Consider the following 17,821-nt stretch of genomic DNA (forward strand, 5'->3'; position numbering starts at 1 on the left):
ATATCTCAAAAGAATACTTACAGAAAAAATCAGATGAATTATTGGACACCGTCTTGACTGATTGGAAAAACTATAGTGGTAGTTCATATTCTAAAGATAATATGGGAAAATTCACTATCGAGAAAGATGAATTTTTAAAATAATACATTAATTAGTCGTAACCTTAAACACAAGGTTACGATTATTTTTTCTCCCAAATTGACTATTTCTTAACGAACAAAATCAAATTCTGTAAAACCACCAAAAAAACTGACTGTTATACATGTCTAAAAACTACAGCCATTTCAAATTGTGATAACTTTTGACTTACTACATAATTGGTATTCGTGTCAAACTTTATACTTCTGATATTGATTTTTTTAAAAAAACTTTAACAATAATACATATGAAATCAAAGAAAGAACATAAAGGAAACCTAACTCTAAAACTGAAGTTAGACTATATTGGCTGTTGATGAGGAGTTCAAATGCAGTTACAGTTTGAACATACTCAAGAGATTAGAAAGGCTATAAAAGATAGAAATGTAACTGAACTTGAAAAATTAATTGATGAAGATACTACAAGGGTATCTAGTGGTGTCGCTAAGGCTGTTAAAACTATGAAAAAAACATAAGGTATATTGTTTAATAGGGTTAGATATGTATTTTCTAATGATCAGCTTTAACAATAAGATTAAGCTGCTTAAACGTATTTCTTATGGTTACTTTAGCTTTTATCATTTTAGATTACGTATTTTAGTTATGTCGAGATTGTTTGTCAACTATAATAAAAATAAGAATATTAAGAGAAAAGAAAAACGTGCTAAGCGTTTTAAACTCGCCTAACACATTTTTTAAAATTTTCCCTATCCCTCTCATTCGTTAAAGAGCCAGTTTTTGGGAATTTTGATTTATCAACTTAAATCATCTCTTGCCCCTAAAATGTCAATAGCATTTTTTATTCTATCTTTAGTTGGTGGTTTTATATCATCTATCTCGTATTCTATTCCTAATTCTTTATACTTAAATTTTGCCATATCATGATAAGGTAAAACTTCTACCCTTTCAACCCCATCTAATGTATCAATAAACTCCCTTAACTTTTGCAGGTAATAATCATCGTCTGTCCATTTTGGAACTAATACATGTCTTATCCACATTTTTGCACCATGTTCACTTAAAAACTTTGTGAATTGAATTATATTTTTATTTGTTCTCTTCGTCAATTTGATATGGTGCACATCATCAATATGTTTAATATCTACTAAAAATAAATCTGTCAAAGAAATCAATTCTAATATTTTTTTATTCATAGTAGGAGTATTTACATAAAATCCACCACAAGTATCAACACAAGTATTTATTCCTATCTCTTTTAACTTTCTAAATAGCTCTAAAATAAAATCTATTTGAAGTAATGACTCACCACCACTTACGGTTACTCCCCCACCTTCACTTGCTTCGAAGAAATTTCTATATTTTACTATTTCTTTTGTAAGTTGCTCAACAGTCATAACTTTGGCATCAGGATTGTGCATTCTCCATGTATCAGGATTATGACAATATTTACATCTTAGCATACATCCTTGAAAAAACACTACATATCTTATACCAGGCCCATCTACATTTCCAAATGTCTCTATAGAATGAACATTAGCTGTCAATACCGAATTTTCTTCTGTAGTTATAAATTTTTCTTTTGTAATTTCCATACACGACTCCCTCCTTTACCATATATATACATTATATAACATTTTTTGAAAATAATAAAATATTTTTAATTAAAAAGCGGGGGCTAAAAAGCCCCCTCCTTTTATACTATCTAACTATTTAATTACATAAATTGATGCATTGTACGACTTAATACATCTCGTTGTTGTTCTGGAGTTAAACTAATTAGACGTACTGCGTATCCTGATACACGGATAGTGAAGTTTGGATAATCTTCTGGTGATTCTATTACTTTAAGTAATGTTTCTTTATTAAATACGTTAGTATTTAAGTGGTATCCACCTTGTTTGAAGTATCCATCCATCATTGCTGTCAAGTTTTTAATTTGATCTTGTTTTGTTTTGCCTAATGAACTTGGTGTAAATGCAGCTGTTAAACTGATTCCGTCACGACTGTATTCATATGGTAATTTTGCTACTGAACTTAAGCAAGCTAAAGCACCACTTTGGTCACGTCCATTCATTGGGTTTGCCCCTGGAGAGAATGGTTCACCTGCACGACGTCCATCTGGAGTGTTACCAGTTTTCTTACCATAAACTACGTTAGAAGTAATAGTTAAGATAGATGTTGTTGTTTCATCTGCACGGTAAGTTGGATGTTGTTTCAATTTATTCATAAATGTTTTTAGTAATTCAACTGCAATTTCATCTGCACGATCATCATTGTTACCAAATGTTGGGAATTCACCTTCTATTTTGTAATCAACTGCTAATCCAGTTTCATCTTCAATTGGAGTAACTTTCGCATATTTAATAGCTGACAAGCTATCTACCGCTACTGAGAACCCTGCGATACCAGTCGCCATGAATCTTCTTACGTTAGTATCATGTAATGCCATTTCTAAACTTTCGTAAGAATATTTATCATGCATGTAGTGAATAACATTTAATGTATTGATGTATAATTTACATAACCAATCCATGAATACATCAAATTTAGCCCAAACCTCATCATAATTTAATACACCACGCATTGGTTCAGTTTTTGGTCCTACTTGATCACCAGATTTTTCGTCACGTCCACCATTAATTGTGTATAATAATGCTTTTGCTAAATTAGCACGTGCCCCAAAGAATTGCATATCTTTACCAGTAGTCATACCACTTACGCAACATGCGATTGATTTATCACAAGTACCTAAGAAATCTGCCAATAATTCATCACTTTCGTATTGAATTGCACTGTGGTTGATTGAAGATTCAGCACAGAATTCTTTAAATCCAGTTGGTAACTTAGTTGACCAAAGAATAGTTAAGTTAGGTTCTGGTGAATTACCCATGTTGTCCAATGTGTGAATGAAACGGAAATCTGTTTTTGTAACTAATGATTTTTCGCTATCTAACATTTCACCAACGATAAGCGTAGCCCAAATTGGGTCTCCTGAGAATAATTGATTGTATTCTGGAGTACGAGCAAATTTAACACAACGTAATTTTAATACTAAGTGGTCAATTAATTCTTGTGCTTCTGATTCATTTATTGTTCCGTCTTGTAAATCTCTTTCAATGTAAATATCTAAGAATGTAGCAATGTTACCAATACTCATAGCTGCACCATTTTGTTGTTTGATTGCTGCTAAGTATCCGAAGTACAACCATTGTACTGCTTCTTTGGCATTAGTAGCTGGCTCAGAAATATCAAAACCATAAATTTTAGCCATTTCTTTTAACTCACCTAGTGCACGAATTTGCTCATTAACTTCTTCACGATCACGAATAACGTGTTCAGTCATAACACCATCAGCACCTATTTTTTCTAAGTCACCTTTTTTCCACTCAATAAGTTTATCAACACCATATAAAGCAACACGACGGTAGTCACCGATGATACGTCCACGTCCATACGCATCAGGAAGTCCAGTAATAACACCAGATTTTCTTACTAAACGCATTTCTGGAGTATATGCATCAAATACACCTTGGTTGTGAGTTTTACGATAATCAGTGAAGATTTTAATAACTTCTTCATCAACTTCGTATCCATACGCCTTACAGCTGTTTACAGCCATGTTAATACCACCAAAAGTCATTAAAGCACGTTTAAGTGGTTTATCAGTTTGTAAACCAACTATTTGCTCACGATCCTTATCAATATATCCAGGACCATGTGAAAGGATAGTTGAAGGAATACTAGTATCCATATCTAATGTTCCACCAGCTAAGCGTTCTTGACGCATTAAGTCATTGAATTTTTCTACTAACACTTTAGTGTTTTCTGTAGGCCCAGCCAAGAAAGAAGCATCACCTCTATACTCTGTGTAGTTAGATTTAATAAAATCTACCAAATCTACTTCTGTTTGCCATTTACCACCAACGAATGCTTTTTTTTCTGCAACTGTTGTCATATATTTCACTCCTTAAAAATTTATAATTAATATTTGTGATAAATAAATTTAAAAATTAAACTATTTGTTACATCTTTAGTGTACCGCAAAATAGCTATATAACACAATATGATTTATACTCTAATTGTGTACAATTTGTGAACTATAGTTCTAATACAAAATCAATAAATAATATTAAATATTATTAATATATAGTAAAATATTAATTGAAATTATTGAAATAATTCTGTAAATAAATTGAAAAAACAAAGAAAACAAAGAATATTAATTTTTTAATTTACGTATCTCTATTTCTAAAAATAATACAACTGTTATCATACTGTTAGTATATTATCTAGAGAAAAATACTACAAATTATTTTATTTGTTATCAATTTTTAGAACTATATTTTCAAATCTAAATGATAAATATTATCATTTAATACCCCAAAAATACTTACTTTTTATTATTGAAAATTGATAATAAGTAACCGTATCCCTCTTTTTCCATATCTGCTTTCTTTATAAATTTAAGTGCTGCACTATTAATACAATATCTTAGTCCTCCAAATTCTTGTGGTCCATCATTGAATACATGTCCCAAATGTGCATCACCCACACGACTTCTTACTTCTATTCTTTCCATTAAATGAGAATTATCCTTATAATATGAAGTTACTTCTTTTTCAATAGGTTTCGAAAAACTTGGCCATCCACAATGTGATTCAAATTTATCTTTTGAAGAAAATAATGGTTCTCCTGTAGTAATATCAACATATATTCCTTCTTCAAAACTGTTCAAATATTTTCCGCTGTATGGTCTTTCAGTCGCACTCTCCATTGTTACAGCATATTCTATTGGAGTAAGTTCTCCTTTTAATTTTTCCAACGTCTTTTTTTTATAGTTATTTTTATTTATTTTTATCTCCTTATTATTCATATTTTTATCACCTTTTCCCTCTAATTTTATATTTCATCTTCTAAATATTCTTTTAAATCTTGCATTATCATTTTTGCATCTTTTGTTCCTAAATCATAAACTTCTTGTAATTTTTTTTCATCTTTCTCTAGTCGTTTTATCATTATTTTTTGACTAGGTCTTATTACAAAAAATTTTTTTTGCTTTTCTAATTCTATTATTTTTTCTACTGTACTGTTGTAATCTTGATATCTATTTTCTAGTTTTTCTACTAAACGTGGATATTTTTTATAAAATAATTTGTATTGCAATCTTGAAGTTTTCTTCTTTCTATAACTTATCGGTCGTGTTAATATCACAATTATTTTGTCAAAGTTTTGTTTTTCAAAAAAATCTACTGGTATACTATTAGCTATGCCCCCATCAAGATACTTTTTCCCATTAACCTCTATTATTTTTGAAATAAATGGCAATGCTGAAGTTGCCCGTAATGTTTCCATCTGTTTGAATGCATCTTCTATTTTTATAAATTCTGCTTCTCCGGTTTCTATATTAGTAACTGTTGCAAAGAAATTGATTTTAGATTTTTTAAATGTTTTATTATCAAAGACATCTAACTGAAACGGAACTCGGTAATACGTAAAATCTTTATTTATTAAATTTCCTGTTTTCAACCAGCTGCCTACACTCATATATCTTTTATCATTTATATATTTCAAATTATATCTTAACGCACGTTTAGGTTGATTTGATACATAATTTACTCCAAATAGAGTTCCAGCTGATACACCTACTACATCCGTTACTTTTATATTATTTTCCAAAAATATATCTAGCACTCCTGCTGTATATAGGCCTCTCATCGCTCCACCTTCTAAGACTAATCCTATTCTCATAAAATCTCTCTCCTTCCAAATATAATAAATTTTTTATATTATACCATCTTTTATAAAGAGATTAAATAAATTTACTTTCCACATCATTTATGTTACTATTCTAAACGACTTAGTTCAAATATAGTTAAACTCGGAGGTTTTGATGAATATTCTTTTAATTGGTGGTAATGGTTTTGTTGGTAAAAGCCTCATTAATGAAGCTATTCTTAGCAATTATAGTGTTAGCTATCTTTCTAGAAATAAAATTAAATCTGACTATTCTCCACATGTGAATTGGATTGAGGGTGATATTTTTTCTTTAGATAAAATTCACATAAAAGAAAAGTTTGATATTGCTATTCACCTAATAGGTACTATAAGAGATAAAACTTTATTAAAAAAACTTAACACTAAAAGTGTTGAACAAACTATTTCTCTATGTAATAAATTTAAAATTAAAAAAATAGTATTTTTATCTGCAAAAGGTGGTTTTAAAAATTATCTTAACAGCAAAAAAGAAGCAGAAAAACTAATTATAAATTCTAATTTAGATTATCTTATCGTTAAGCCTGGTCTTATGTACGGAAAAAATAAGATATCTTCTTACTTTAATATTTTTCCTATTAAAATGTTATCATCTTTGGGAATAAAATTTTTCAAAAATGTCTATCCTCTACCTGTCGACCATGTTGCTAAAAAAATTTTTTCTACTATTATATTTAATCCAAATGCTAAATACTTGAATTTAGATGATATGAAGTAATTTTAATAATATTTGGTAGGTTATATCGAAAGAGAAAATCTTACATAATTTGATATTAATTTCCATAATAAAAGTAGAGCATGTATTAAATAACTAAGATTTTCAAACTACACTAATCTTATATCTACTCTTGCATTCCTTAAATTTGATGTTTTCTTGAGAAATTTTTTTCAAGAATAATATATTTTTTCATCCTCTTAAAATATGATAAATATATGTTTGCAGGAGTGAACAAAAAGTCTTATTCTGAGAAATTAAGATTTTTCATTTACCCCTTTTTATGACATTTGTCATATCCTCATATAACAATATTTACTGAAATCTTATTATAAAAATTGATATAATTTAATTATAGAAAGTTAAGAGGTAATAATAATGACAAACAAAAAAATCGTTTCAGTAAGTAAGATAAATAAAACTATAAAATCTAAAGCTATTTTAAAAAATATTTCTTTTGATATTTATGAAGGTGATTGCGTTGCCCTTATAGGACCTAACGGCGCCGGAAAAACAACTCTTATGAGTTGTCTTCTTGGTAATAAATTTACCACTTCTGGAAATGTATCAATTAATGGTCTTGATCCTACTAATTTAGAATTAAAAAACTATGTTAATGTACTTGGTCAAGAAAATCAAATCCCGAAAAAACTAAAAGTTAAAGAGTTAATTAATTTTATTCAAAATATTTATTCTAATCATCTTACTAATGAAGAAATAGACGAAATTCTACAATTTGATAATAATCAAAAAGATAATTTTGCATCTAAATTATCAGGTGGACAAAGAAGGCTATTATCTTTTATTCTAACACTAATAGGTAAGCCTAAAATTATTTTTTTGGATGAACCAACAGCTGGAATGGATACTTCTACCCGTATTCGTTTTTGGGAAATTATTAGTAATTTAAAACGACAAGGAATAACTATAATCTATTCCTCACATTACATTGAAGAAGTGGAGCATACAGCTGATAGAATCCTTGTTCTTCACAAAGGTGAGCTCATCCGTGACACCACTCCTCATGCTATGCGTGCAGAAGAAGTAGAGAAATATTTTACTCTCCCTGTTAAATATTTGAAATTATTAGAGAATTCTACAAATATCTATGACTTAGAAATTAAAAAAGATAGTTTTAGTTTTCTGACAACAGATGCTGATATAATTTGGGAAGTATTGAAACAAAATGGTTGTACATTTAAAGAATTAGAAGTTCAGAATAGAACATTGTTAGATAGTATTTTTACTACGACAAAAGAGAATTAAGGAGGGGCATTTATTATGAAAAATCTCGTTATGTTATTAAAAATGGAGTTTATTTTTACTAAAAGAAATTTGGCTAATTTCACTATGGGATTAGGATTCCCTGTAATTTTCTTCATATTGTTTTCTGGAATGCAACAATTCGACAATCCAGAACTTCAAGCTAAAGTTATAAAAGATATGGTTATTTCAATGACTGCATTCAGTAGCATTAGTTTTGCACTGTTTTCCCTTCCATTGTCAATTCGAGAAGATGAGGAAAATAATTATCTAAACATTATTAATAATTCACCAATAAAATTAATTGAATATTACATTGCACGTTTTATTCGTATTTTATTAACATTTGTTATGGCAACAATAGTAGTTTTTGCTGTTGGACATTTCTTACGTGATGTTAATATGAGTACAAAAGAGTGGTTTATGTCCGGTATATTAATGATTATTGGGAGTACTACTTTCTTGGGAATCGGTCTACTGCTTAGCTTAATAAAATCTGTCGAAAAATTAAGTTTACTTTCTAATATTCTATATTTAGGACTAGCAATGCTAGGAGGTTTGTGGTGGCCTACTTACCTTTTCCCAGAGTGGTTACAGAATATTTCTAAAGTAACTCCAACATATCATTTATTAGAATTTATAAATAAATATCTAAAAGAAGGTATTTTTTCATTCCATAGCCTAAGTATTCTTCTTACATATGGAATCGGCTGCACTATTCTTACGCTACTAATAAAAAGAAAAATCGAAGTGAAATAATCTGGAGCGTGTGATATTCTTCACACGCTTATATTTTTATGATATTATATATAATATAGTACTAAGGAGGTTTATATGATTAACTTATTGCGTATAGATTTTAAAAAAAACTATCCTTTTTATCTTTCACTAGTATTTTTTGTTTTCCCCTTTGTTTATACGATACAAGGTGATTATCCAAAATACATATTACTACTAACTATACTTGCTATAATTTCATACTTAGCTATCTTACATACTAATAATAAATACCTCATTTTTATTCAATGGTTTTATTTAGTATTTTACATTGTCTATATGACTACTACACTGTTCCCGATGAATATGTTATTTAGTTTTTATCTTAGCAACCTTTTAGTATGGAGATTTCATGATAAGTATAACAGCTATAGAACTATTAGCTTTTTCATCGCTATTAATTATATGATGATTTACATCGCAATTCTTGGTATTTCTATAGGTGATAAACTTATTATGTTTTGTTTTTATTTTATTTGCCTTGCTACATATCTTTTCCAAAAACGAGGATATGAAAAAAGTATATTAAAAGAAGAACGTAATAAACACAATGAACATATTAATATACTCTTAGCCGAAAATGAACGTAATAGAATTAGTCGTGACCTCCATGATAGCATTGGGCATGTTTTTGTGATGTTAAAACTTAAAGCTGAACTTGCGGAAAAATTTTTAGAGAAAAACAATATTGATGCTGCAAAAAAAGAATTACTTGAAATTAGTGCAATTAGTAAAAAGTCTATGGATGACACTCGAGCTATAATTAATAAATTGAAACATAGAACTATAAAGGAAGAGTTAAATATTATAAAAGATATTATGGCTATGGCAAACATAGACTGTAAAATAAAAAATAATATTGATACTTCCGTCACTCAACTTAATGAATGGTCAATTACTATGTTACTAAAAGAATTTGCTAATAATATTATTAAACATAGTAAATCAACGCAGTGCAGTATTATTTTAAATGAAGATACTCATAAATATGAGATTATATCTGTTGATAATGGAGTAGGTTTTGAAAATTTAACTGGTAATGAACTTAAATCTATTCGTGAAAGAATAAAAGTACTGAATGGTAAAGTCGAAATTATCTCAAAAAAATCGCCTACAACCGTTCAAGCTACTATATTAAAAAGCTTGTAAAGGAGGCACTTTATGAAATTACTTATTGCTGAAGATCAAAGTATGCTTAGAGATGCAATGGCAAAACTTCTTCTTATGGAAGATGAAGTAGATACAGTAATGCAAGCACAAAATGGAAAAGAAGCTATGAATATACTTGCTAATGAAAATATTGATGTTGCTATTTTGGATATAGAAATGCCTGAGGCAACTGGACTTGATGTATTAGCATGGGTTAGAAAAGAAAATATTTCTACAAAAATAATTATAGTTACGACATTTAGAAGAACTGGATATTTTGAACGTGCTGTAAAAAATAATGTAGATGCTTATGTTCTCAAAGATCGAACTACTGAAGAACTTACGAAAACCATCGAAAATGTTCTTTCTAATCGTAAAGAATACTCTCCAGAATTAATGGAAAGTGTATTTTCAAATCCTAACCCTTTATCTAACCAAGAAATAATTTTATTAACAAAAATTAAAGGTGGTTTGTCTAATAAAGATATTGCTTCTGAATTATTTTTATCAGAAGGTACTACAAGGAATTACATTTCAAATATACTTACTAAATTAAATTGCAAAAATCGTACAGAAGCAGTTAAAAAAGCAAATGAGGAGGGCTGGATATAAAAATGGATTTAAATCAAAACAAAAACAACGGAAAAATTTTTATTAAAATATCCCTTGCAATCTCTATTGTGTACATAATATTTATTTGTTGTATTATTTTCTCTGCTATTTATAAAGCTCAGCATTCTAGTGATCCTAGTGCTGGTGCAGGTATAGGTTTGTTAATTGCATTTATGAGTTTTCATATTTTAGGAATTATTATTTCTACTATATTTAATTTTATAATTTCATTTAACAGTATAAACAGTAAGGTATTAATTATAATAACTATTATTTTATACGTTATATCAGGAATATTAGCAACTATTTTTATAAAATATGCATTCCTTACAGTAACTACACAGATAATTTTATTAATTGTAGCCTATTCAAAAGCTATTAAAAATTCATAAAATATATTATTATACTCTCCCAAAATTTATTATGATGTAAGGGAGAGTATTTATTATTTTTTACACACTAATTCAAATAACTTTTAAAAAAATTCATTTCAAATATTATCATCTAAAATTATGCTTATCAAATGTTTCTATTCATATGATATGCTGGAAAAATATTTTTATTAAATTTATTTATAATATTTCTTCTGTTGGACGTTTTAAATTAACGATTTCATCTTTTCTTTTGTAGTTCTATTCCTGTTCAATTTATCATATCTCCTACATATGGTTTGATCTTTTTTTAAGTTTATTTATCTTTCTTTTATATTTTTCTACTGCATAATTTAAAATATTATCACAATCAACTTCTATTATTCGTTCAACAATTTCATCTACTTTCATGTAAACTAGCTACTAATTCGCCTGTATCATTAGCTAGTTTCCAGTTCTTTAAAATTGCAATCATAAATTTTTATTTCAAAACTATCCTCACTATATTTTATTATTGCTTTAAAATTATTATTCAAAGTAAACTAATCCCTCTTCTGCCATTTCAAAGCCAATACTAAGTAATTTCTCAGATAATAATTTATATCTTTTTACTTGAAGTATTTTCATAAAATGCCTGCCGTACACAAATAAAAGGTATGGATAATTTTTACCCATACCTTCTAATTTCTTATACTATTTGATATTTCATTGCTTTATCTAATACACTCATAACTATTAAACTATGTTCTTTTTGTTTTTTAACAAATTCATAATCTTTATTTCTGAAAATTTCTACAAACTTTTTAAACTCAGCGTACATTCTGTGAGCATGTGAATTTTTATTATCCTCTATTGTACTATCCTTCGTTTGAATACTATAATTAGGAACTTCGTTTGTTGGACCTATTACTTTGATTATTCCCCCATCCCCTTGAATATTTACGTAACTGTTATTAAAAGTATCTTTTGCTGCAATACACACTGCTTTAAAATCTCTATATTGTAAAACTAAAATACCTGAGGTATCAATATCTTTAACTATGTTTGGATAATAACTAATATTATCTGGTTTCCCAAAAAGCCCTACTACAAAATGAATATTATAGATGTTCAAATCTCTCAAAACCCCACCACCCTGATTTTTATCAAAAACTGGTGCAATAATCCCTTCTTTAAAAGCCTCATATCTTGAAGAAAGTTGTGAATAATTGCATTCTATTAACCTCACATTTCCAATTTTAGAAAGATTATTTTTTATTTCTTTATAATTTTCCAAATATTGATTAGTTATAGCCTCAATCAAAATTAAATCTTTACTTTCTGCAAGCTCGAACAACTCCACCGCTTCTTCATATATTAGAGTAAATGGTTTTTCACAAATAACATTCTTATTAGCTTCCAGTGCTTTTTTCACCACATTGTAATGCATATTATTTGGAACTGCCACATAAATCGTATCAATCTCTTTATTATTCAAACATGTATCTATATCTGTGTATATTTTTTTTATTCCATATCTATTACTTAATTGCTTTAAGTTTTCCAAATTTCTAGCAACAATACCACAAAGACTAATTTCTGGAAGTTCATGTGCAAATGATAAAAAATCTTTTACAATTAAACCAGCACCTATAATACCTAATTTCATTATAATTCTCCTTTATTATAAAAAATTTTATACTATAATAATTATAGCTTTTAAGAACATTATCTGCAAATAATAATGTCGTAAAAATAGATTAGCTAAAATATAATTTTAGCTAATCTACATACTAAAAACGTTAGTTAAATAAACATTAAACATTTTTTATTCTTTTATCTATTTTAAAGAAAATCTATTAATCAACAAAGATCTTCGTATGAAATCAAATAAAAATTTCTTTTTTATAAACTATTTAAATATTTAAGTAATTTTTGTTGTTCTTGTTTTTTATTTTCATACCAATCTAAGCCCCATATCCTGTATACATTCCATCCCATTCTTTGTAAAACGTTAGGAATTAATCTATATTTATCCCTCGTAGTGCTTAATTTTTTTAAATGATTATTATCTAACAATATAGCACATAAATATTTATCATTGTTCTTAAGATCAACCACTGCTAATGGAATATTAAAATCTGAAGCCCCTAAATTTAGCTTTGTAGCATAACCATTTTTATTTAAAAATTCCGCTAATTGTCTTTCCAAAGCATCACCTTTGTTAACCATACTCTCTTTTACATTTGGCAAAGATATCATACCTTTATTTGCAAATTCGATAAATTTTCTTAATCCTATAACTCCCTCTTGAGTTCTTGCAGTTATTTTAATATCATCGTACATTATAGATGAAAATAGTACCATCTCTTTTCTTGCACGTGAAACTGCAACATTCAAGCGTCGCCATCCTCCTTTTTTAGCTAATGGTCCAAAATTCTGATAGAATTTTTCATTTTCATCCTTCCCATAAGTAACAGAAAATAATATAACATCTCTCTCATCACCTTGAACATTTTCTAAATTTTTTATAAAAATCGGTTCATGCATCTTATTAGCAATCTTTTCTAATTCTAAATTTTTAGAAAATCTTTCCTGGAGTAAATCATCAATTAATATTTGTTGTGGAAGGTTAAAGGTAACCACCCCTATACTATTTTTATTCTCATCTTCACTAGTTAATCTTCTCACTATTTCATTTACAATTTCTTCTGCCTCTTTCAGATTAGTTCTAGTTTTTCCTCTATCATAAATCCCATCATTTACATAGTTAAATTTAACTTTTGATTTTGTGTCATTTGGAGACGGGAATGTTATCATCTTGTTTTTGTAATACATTTGATTTGAAAATGCTATTAAACTTTCACTTTGTGAACGGTAATGACATTTCAAATATTTTTGTGGCATATTAACAGCTAAACAATCTTCCAACAAACTTTCTAAATCTTCCACATGAAGATTATCCTCATCCTCCTTATTAGTAGAGAAGAAAGAGGTTGGTGGCATTTGCTTTGGATCTCCTACAATAACACAGTTTTCTGCTCTTGACATAGCTCCCACTGCTATACTAGTTTTAATCTGTGAGGCTTCATCGAATATAACCAAGTCAAATTTAGGAAAATCTAAATCTATATATTGAGCAACAGATAAAGGACTCATAAGCATGCATGGTGCTAATTTTTTTATTACTGTACCATTTTCTTTAAACAATGTTCGTATAGAAGTTCCTCTTCCCTTACTTTGAATTATTCTATTTATATTAGCTAACTGTTTTGCCTCTTCATCACTGCAATATTTTGAATTTGGAATTTGCTCTTGTAATTTTCTTAAAACTTGTTCTTGACTCAATTGTTCATACTTATCTACGAGTCTATTATACTCCTCGATTTTTTTATTTGTTGATAGTCCACTAAATTTTGATAGTGCCGATACTTCTTTTGTAAAATACATTATAAAACTTTTGGCTATACTTTTTAAATATTCTTTTTCTAATAATTTTATATCGTATTTCTCATCTAATTTAGAATTTTCTAATCTATTAAACAGATTTGAAGAAATATTTTCTAAATTATCCTTTTCAAGATTTTCCACAATCTCACAAAATTTCGACCAATTTCTCCACTCATCTATATTAGTTTTCCAGATAGAACACATATCTAACAAGTTTCTATAATAATCTTCTTTTAATTCTTTTTTTTCCAATCCTACTAATTTTGTCAATAAATCTATTTGGCTATTTACTTTATCCCGATTAATTTTAATCTCTTTAAATTTTTCTAATTTATACTCTTTTAGTAATTTTATACACTCTAAAATATCATCTATACTCAAATCCTCATTATCATTTAGAATATCTACAATTTCATATAGTTCATAAATGGATTTCGAATCAGTAACTTTCAAGTCTAAACCTATAATATCTTCTAGTATATCTTTACACTCTATAGAATATTCTTGTAATTTATTTATTTTTTCCATCTCTTCATTTGCTACTTCCCCAGTCACAATAAAATCATTTCTTGTATAACTGTTTAATGGGCGTAACGCTTTATTTATCTTTCTATTTTTAAATAAAAATTTTTCTTTAGCTTCCAAGAATGCCTGTTTTATTTCTCTTAGTTCAATATTTTCAATATTATTTACATAACGTTGCAATAATTCTATTCTATTTTTATTGTATTCTTTTTCTTTGCTAACATAGCTTTTTACTACATCTTGTATCTTTTTGTCAGTTATTTTTTTTAGTATATCTCTGTCAAGATTTTTCAAATAATTAATTTCTAGCATGGATAACTTATTATAAAGTTTTTCTTTTTTTGTACCTAATAATTGATACAGTTCTCTATTTTGTTCAATTTCTTTTAAAAATTTTGATAAATCCAATTCCAAATTTGATATTAAATTTATTAATTCATCTTTTTTATGAATTTCATATCCTGATTTTTTAAAATCCCTTAACGGATGTTCTCCAATACCATAACCTAAATTTTCCCCTGCTGCAATCAAATAGCGAACCATCTCCAGTGAATTTTCCCATTTATCTAAATCAAATTCTCTTAATTGATTATCTGTAAAACTAAATACTGCACTAACATCACTCATCTGTTCATATAAAAGTACCATATCATAAATAGAAAAACCATTTTTTCTCACTTTATGCAATTCATCTATGATAGTATTTAATCCTACTTTTATACTTTGAATTTTATTAGTAGTTCTATCATATTCTTTTGTCTCAATAATGTTTTGTAAATTTAAATTATTTTCTAATTTTTCTAATACTACCCTTTTTTGTGTTTTGTTAGAATGCAACTCCAAACAAAAATCATTTAGTTTTATCTTACTAAGTCTATCATACACAACATTTAATGCTGCCATTTTCTCTGCAACAAAAAGAACAGATTGTCCCTGAGCAAGTGCATTAGCAATCATGTTAGTAATAGTTTGAGATTTCCCTGTTCCGGGAGGTCCATGTAAAACAAAACTTTCTCCACCGGCTGCCTCTATTATTGAAAGCAACTGACTAGAATCTATACTTGATGGTATTGTTAAATTAGAAACATTTATATTATCTAATTCTTTTTCCTCTATTTCTTTTTCCGAATAATTTCTATATCGGCCATTAACTAGTGCATTAACTACCTTATTTTCTGTTAACTTCTCAAATCTAGAGTTCAAATCATTCCACATGACAAATTGACTGAACGAAAAATTTCCTAACACTGCAATTTCATTAACAGTCCACCCTTTATAGTTCATTATCCTTTTTCGTATAGAATTAAATATCAAAGGTAAATTAACACCAGAATCATCTTCTGGCAGTGGATTTAAACCAGATATTACCAAATTAAATCGTTGTCTAAGAAATTCAAGTAATGTAATATTCATTTGTGCATCTTCATCTCTTATAGATAATTGATAATTATTATTAGATTTTCTAATTAATTCAACCGGAACCAATACTAGTGGGGCTAAACGAGTTACAACATCTCCATTATTATCCCTTGAATCTTTATCATCAATCCATTTTAAAAATCCCATAGCCAAAAATAGAGAACTCGCTCCAGTTTCTTCAATTGATCTCTGTGTTTCTCTATATATAAATTTCAACGTTTTTTCCAATTCATCTTTTTCTAAAAATGTTCTTATTCTTTTTGATTTAAATTCATTTTGGCTAATCTTATCAATAAATTCTTTGTACGATTCTATATCAATTATATCGTTCTTTTGTTTCTTTAACATCCAATCATTTACTACTTCTTTTATATCAAATATTTCTCCATCTGCTAATGCATCTTCTAATTTTGAAATATCTGAATTAAATATTTGTATACTCTTTAAACTAGGTCTGAAAGAAATAAGTGAATTTCTTTTAGTTAAATCCAACATATTTTTCATCCAAATTTCTTTTTTATCAACATCTTTTTTTGCTGTAGTATCTAAGTAGTATTCTTCTATTGTCTTTAACAAAACACCTTTTTCTTCACTATCTTCTGCTAAACCATAATCTTTTAGCTTGATTTCTCCATTATCAAAAACTTTAATTGGCATAGGTCGTATACCAAAAAAGTGTGTTCTTTTTATATCTATTGCATAAGAAAATTTCAAATCTTCTAGGTTCCCCAGACCTTTTCTTACGGCTTGCTCAAATGTTTTATCAGAATTACTGTTAAGATAAGTTGATTCAAGTATCTCAATATCATTAATACCTGTCGCTATTCTTTTTTCTATTTCCGATTTTTGTTCAATGCGATTTATATCAAAAGTATTTTCTTCTAACCAAACTCCGACAAATGCATGACCATCTACTACAAGAATAATCGGATTTAATCCACATGCTTCTGCAACTGATGCATATAGAGTAGACATCTCTATACAATTTCCCATTTTTGCTGATAAAACCTCTTCTGGAGTTCTCACTCTCTGTCCGATAGTATCAAATCCTGCTGGAATTTCTGCATAAAAAATATTCTGTTCATATATTGCAGAATATATAGCAGCCATCTGTTCACGTACCCTATTTTTATCTCCTGTTTGATATCCAGTTATAGAATTATTCCCAGTATTTTCTTTTAATATTTGTGATACACGTGGTAGTAATTCTACAACTTTTGGTATATTAGGAAGTACGAAACTAGCTATACTCTCGGGATATATTCTACCTACCCAATAATTCGTAGGCAAAATTGGCAAGTCGCTAATCTCTCTTACATTTAATTCTTCATTTTCTGATTTAACTTCTATTATCATCCTATCAGTTATTGTCTCTGTTAAATCAAATAATTCCCTATAACTTATTTCTAATTCCGGTTCTACTTCTAATATCTCTCCAGAATCTAAGCTATCTATTATCTTTGTATAATTAGAAATATACTCAAAATCAAAACTTATATCCAGTTTCAAATTTTCAATTTTTTCTTTACTGTTGTTTATTAACCTTATACTTCTTATTAAAGGAAAGTTACTCTTTATAAAAGAGTAACTGACTACGCCTATACTCTCATTTTCTATAACAAATTTCTTTTTTAATTCAGGATAAACAAGATTATTATTCTCCTTCATCACATTTCTCCTTTAGTTATATT

At 28.0% G+C, this 17,821-nt stretch carries 16 protein-coding genes; 9 read left to right on the forward strand and 7 right to left on the reverse strand.

All coding sequences use genetic code 11. The annotated features are described in order from the left end of the window. Positions 1–2: 2 nt before the first annotated feature. From H612_RS10365 to H612_RS09905, 3 genes are all read left to right on the forward strand, one after another. Entirely contained in the window at positions 3–143 is a 141-nt protein-coding gene (locus H612_RS10365; protein ID WP_281170290.1) for a TipC family immunity protein, read from the forward strand. A gap of 323 nt (positions 144–466) precedes the next feature. Then, positions 467–613 (forward strand): hypothetical protein, encoded by a 147-nt coding sequence (locus tag H612_RS09900; protein ID WP_156882787.1) that lies wholly within the window; start codon positions 467–469, stop codon positions 611–613. 37 nt (positions 614–650) lie between these two features. Next, on the forward strand, positions 651–824 hold the full coding sequence (locus H612_RS09905; protein ID WP_245570448.1) for a transposase: 174 nt from the start codon (positions 651–653) through the stop codon (positions 822–824). Between the two features lie 68 nt (positions 825–892). Here H612_RS09905 and pflA read toward each other — a convergent pair whose 3' ends face one another. The 4 genes from pflA to H612_RS0103875 form a co-directional block, all read right to left on the reverse strand. Then, on the reverse strand, positions 893–1,690 hold the full coding sequence (pflA, locus tag H612_RS0103860; RefSeq protein WP_051210133.1) for a pyruvate formate-lyase-activating protein: 798 nt from the start codon (positions 1,688–1,690) through the stop codon (positions 893–895). A 122-nt stretch (positions 1,691–1,812) separates the two neighbouring features. Then, positions 1,813–4,053 (reverse strand): formate C-acetyltransferase, encoded by a 2,241-nt coding sequence (gene pflB, locus H612_RS0103865; protein ID WP_027130259.1) that lies wholly within the window; start codon positions 4,051–4,053, stop codon positions 1,813–1,815. 435 nt (positions 4,054–4,488) lie between these two features. Next, a complete protein-coding gene (gene msrB / locus H612_RS0103870; protein ID WP_027130260.1) occupies positions 4,489–4,971 on the reverse strand; it encodes a peptide-methionine (R)-S-oxide reductase MsrB in 483 nt (160 codons plus the stop codon). A gap of 26 nt (positions 4,972–4,997) precedes the next feature. After that, the gene (locus H612_RS0103875; RefSeq protein ID WP_027130261.1) at positions 4,998–5,846 is read right to left on the reverse strand and encodes a patatin-like phospholipase family protein; all 849 of its coding nucleotides are present in this window, start codon (positions 5,844–5,846) and stop codon (positions 4,998–5,000) included. Positions 5,847–5,988: 142 nt separating this feature from the next. On the opposite strand from H612_RS0103875, the gene H612_RS0103880 reads away from it, so the two are divergent. From H612_RS0103880 to H612_RS0103905, 6 genes are all read left to right on the forward strand, one after another. Next, a complete protein-coding gene (locus tag H612_RS0103880) occupies positions 5,989–6,588 on the forward strand; it encodes an NAD(P)H-binding protein (RefSeq protein WP_027130262.1) in 600 nt (199 codons plus the stop codon). Between the two features lie 375 nt (positions 6,589–6,963). Then, positions 6,964–7,851, forward strand: a complete 888-nt coding sequence (locus H612_RS0103885; protein ID WP_027130263.1) for an ABC transporter ATP-binding protein — start codon at positions 6,964–6,966, stop codon at positions 7,849–7,851. Positions 7,852–7,866: 15 nt separating this feature from the next. After that, positions 7,867–8,607 (forward strand): ABC transporter permease, encoded by a 741-nt coding sequence (locus tag H612_RS0103890; protein ID WP_027130264.1) that lies wholly within the window; start codon positions 7,867–7,869, stop codon positions 8,605–8,607. Between the two features lie 75 nt (positions 8,608–8,682). Further along, a complete protein-coding gene (locus H612_RS0103895; protein WP_027130265.1) occupies positions 8,683–9,774 on the forward strand; it encodes a sensor histidine kinase in 1,092 nt (363 codons plus the stop codon). A 12-nt stretch (positions 9,775–9,786) separates the two neighbouring features. Next, the gene (locus tag H612_RS0103900) at positions 9,787–10,386 is read left to right on the forward strand and encodes a response regulator transcription factor (protein WP_027130266.1); all 600 of its coding nucleotides are present in this window, start codon (positions 9,787–9,789) and stop codon (positions 10,384–10,386) included. 2 nt (positions 10,387–10,388) lie between these two features. Then, positions 10,389–10,778, forward strand: a complete 390-nt coding sequence (locus tag H612_RS0103905) for a hypothetical protein (protein ID WP_027130267.1) — start codon at positions 10,389–10,391, stop codon at positions 10,776–10,778. A 267-nt stretch (positions 10,779–11,045) separates the two neighbouring features. Here the strand turns inward: H612_RS0103905 and H612_RS10370 are convergent, their stop codons facing one another. The 3 genes from H612_RS10370 to H612_RS0103930 form a co-directional block, all read right to left on the reverse strand. Beyond that, a complete protein-coding gene (locus tag H612_RS10370; protein ID WP_281170289.1) occupies positions 11,046–11,168 on the reverse strand; it encodes a hypothetical protein in 123 nt (40 codons plus the stop codon). Between the two features lie 277 nt (positions 11,169–11,445). After that, positions 11,446–12,405 (reverse strand): Gfo/Idh/MocA family protein, encoded by a 960-nt coding sequence (locus H612_RS0103925; RefSeq protein ID WP_027130268.1) that lies wholly within the window; start codon positions 12,403–12,405, stop codon positions 11,446–11,448. A gap of 236 nt (positions 12,406–12,641) precedes the next feature. After that, on the reverse strand, positions 12,642–17,798 hold the full coding sequence (locus H612_RS0103930) for a DUF4011 domain-containing protein (RefSeq protein WP_027130269.1): 5,157 nt from the start codon (positions 17,796–17,798) through the stop codon (positions 12,642–12,644). Positions 17,799–17,821 lie beyond the last annotated feature (23 nt).

Source organism: Gemella cuniculi DSM 15828, from assembly GCF_000425665.1.
Lineage (GTDB): Bacteria > Bacillota > Bacilli > Staphylococcales > Gemellaceae > Gemella > Gemella cuniculi.

Bases quoted from the DNA above. Each gene is read 5' to 3' on its own strand.
- H612_RS09900 (WP_156882787.1), top strand. From the start codon at position 467: ATGCAGTTACAGTTTGAACATACTCAAGAGATTAGAAAGGCTATAAAA.
- H612_RS09905 (WP_245570448.1), top strand. From the start codon at position 651: ATGATCAGCTTTAACAATAAGATTAAGCTGCTTAAACGTATTTCTTAT.
- pflA (WP_051210133.1), bottom strand. From the start codon at position 1,690: ATGGAAATTACAAAAGAAAAATTTATAACTACAGAAGAAAATTCGGTA.
- pflB (WP_027130259.1), bottom strand. From the start codon at position 4,053: ATGACAACAGTTGCAGAAAAAAAAGCATTCGTTGGTGGTAAATGGCAA.
- msrB (WP_027130260.1), bottom strand. From the start codon at position 4,971: ATGAATAATAAGGAGATAAAAATAAATAAAAATAACTATAAAAAAAAG.
- H612_RS0103875 (WP_027130261.1), bottom strand. From the start codon at position 5,846: ATGAGAATAGGATTAGTCTTAGAAGGTGGAGCGATGAGAGGCCTATAT.
- H612_RS0103880 (WP_027130262.1), top strand. From the start codon at position 5,989: ATGAATATTCTTTTAATTGGTGGTAATGGTTTTGTTGGTAAAAGCCTC.
- H612_RS0103885 (WP_027130263.1), top strand. From the start codon at position 6,964: ATGACAAACAAAAAAATCGTTTCAGTAAGTAAGATAAATAAAACTATA.
- H612_RS0103890 (WP_027130264.1), top strand. From the start codon at position 7,867: ATGAAAAATCTCGTTATGTTATTAAAAATGGAGTTTATTTTTACTAAA.
- H612_RS0103895 (WP_027130265.1), top strand. From the start codon at position 8,683: ATGATTAACTTATTGCGTATAGATTTTAAAAAAAACTATCCTTTTTAT.
- H612_RS0103900 (WP_027130266.1), top strand. From the start codon at position 9,787: ATGAAATTACTTATTGCTGAAGATCAAAGTATGCTTAGAGATGCAATG.
- H612_RS0103905 (WP_027130267.1), top strand. From the start codon at position 10,389: ATGGATTTAAATCAAAACAAAAACAACGGAAAAATTTTTATTAAAATA.
- H612_RS10370 (WP_281170289.1), bottom strand. From the start codon at position 11,168: ATGAAAGTAGATGAAATTGTTGAACGAATAATAGAAGTTGATTGTGAT.
- H612_RS0103925 (WP_027130268.1), bottom strand. From the start codon at position 12,405: ATGAAATTAGGTATTATAGGTGCTGGTTTAATTGTAAAAGATTTTTTA.
- H612_RS0103930 (WP_027130269.1), bottom strand. From the start codon at position 17,798: ATGAAGGAGAATAATAATCTTGTTTATCCTGAATTAAAAAAGAAATTT.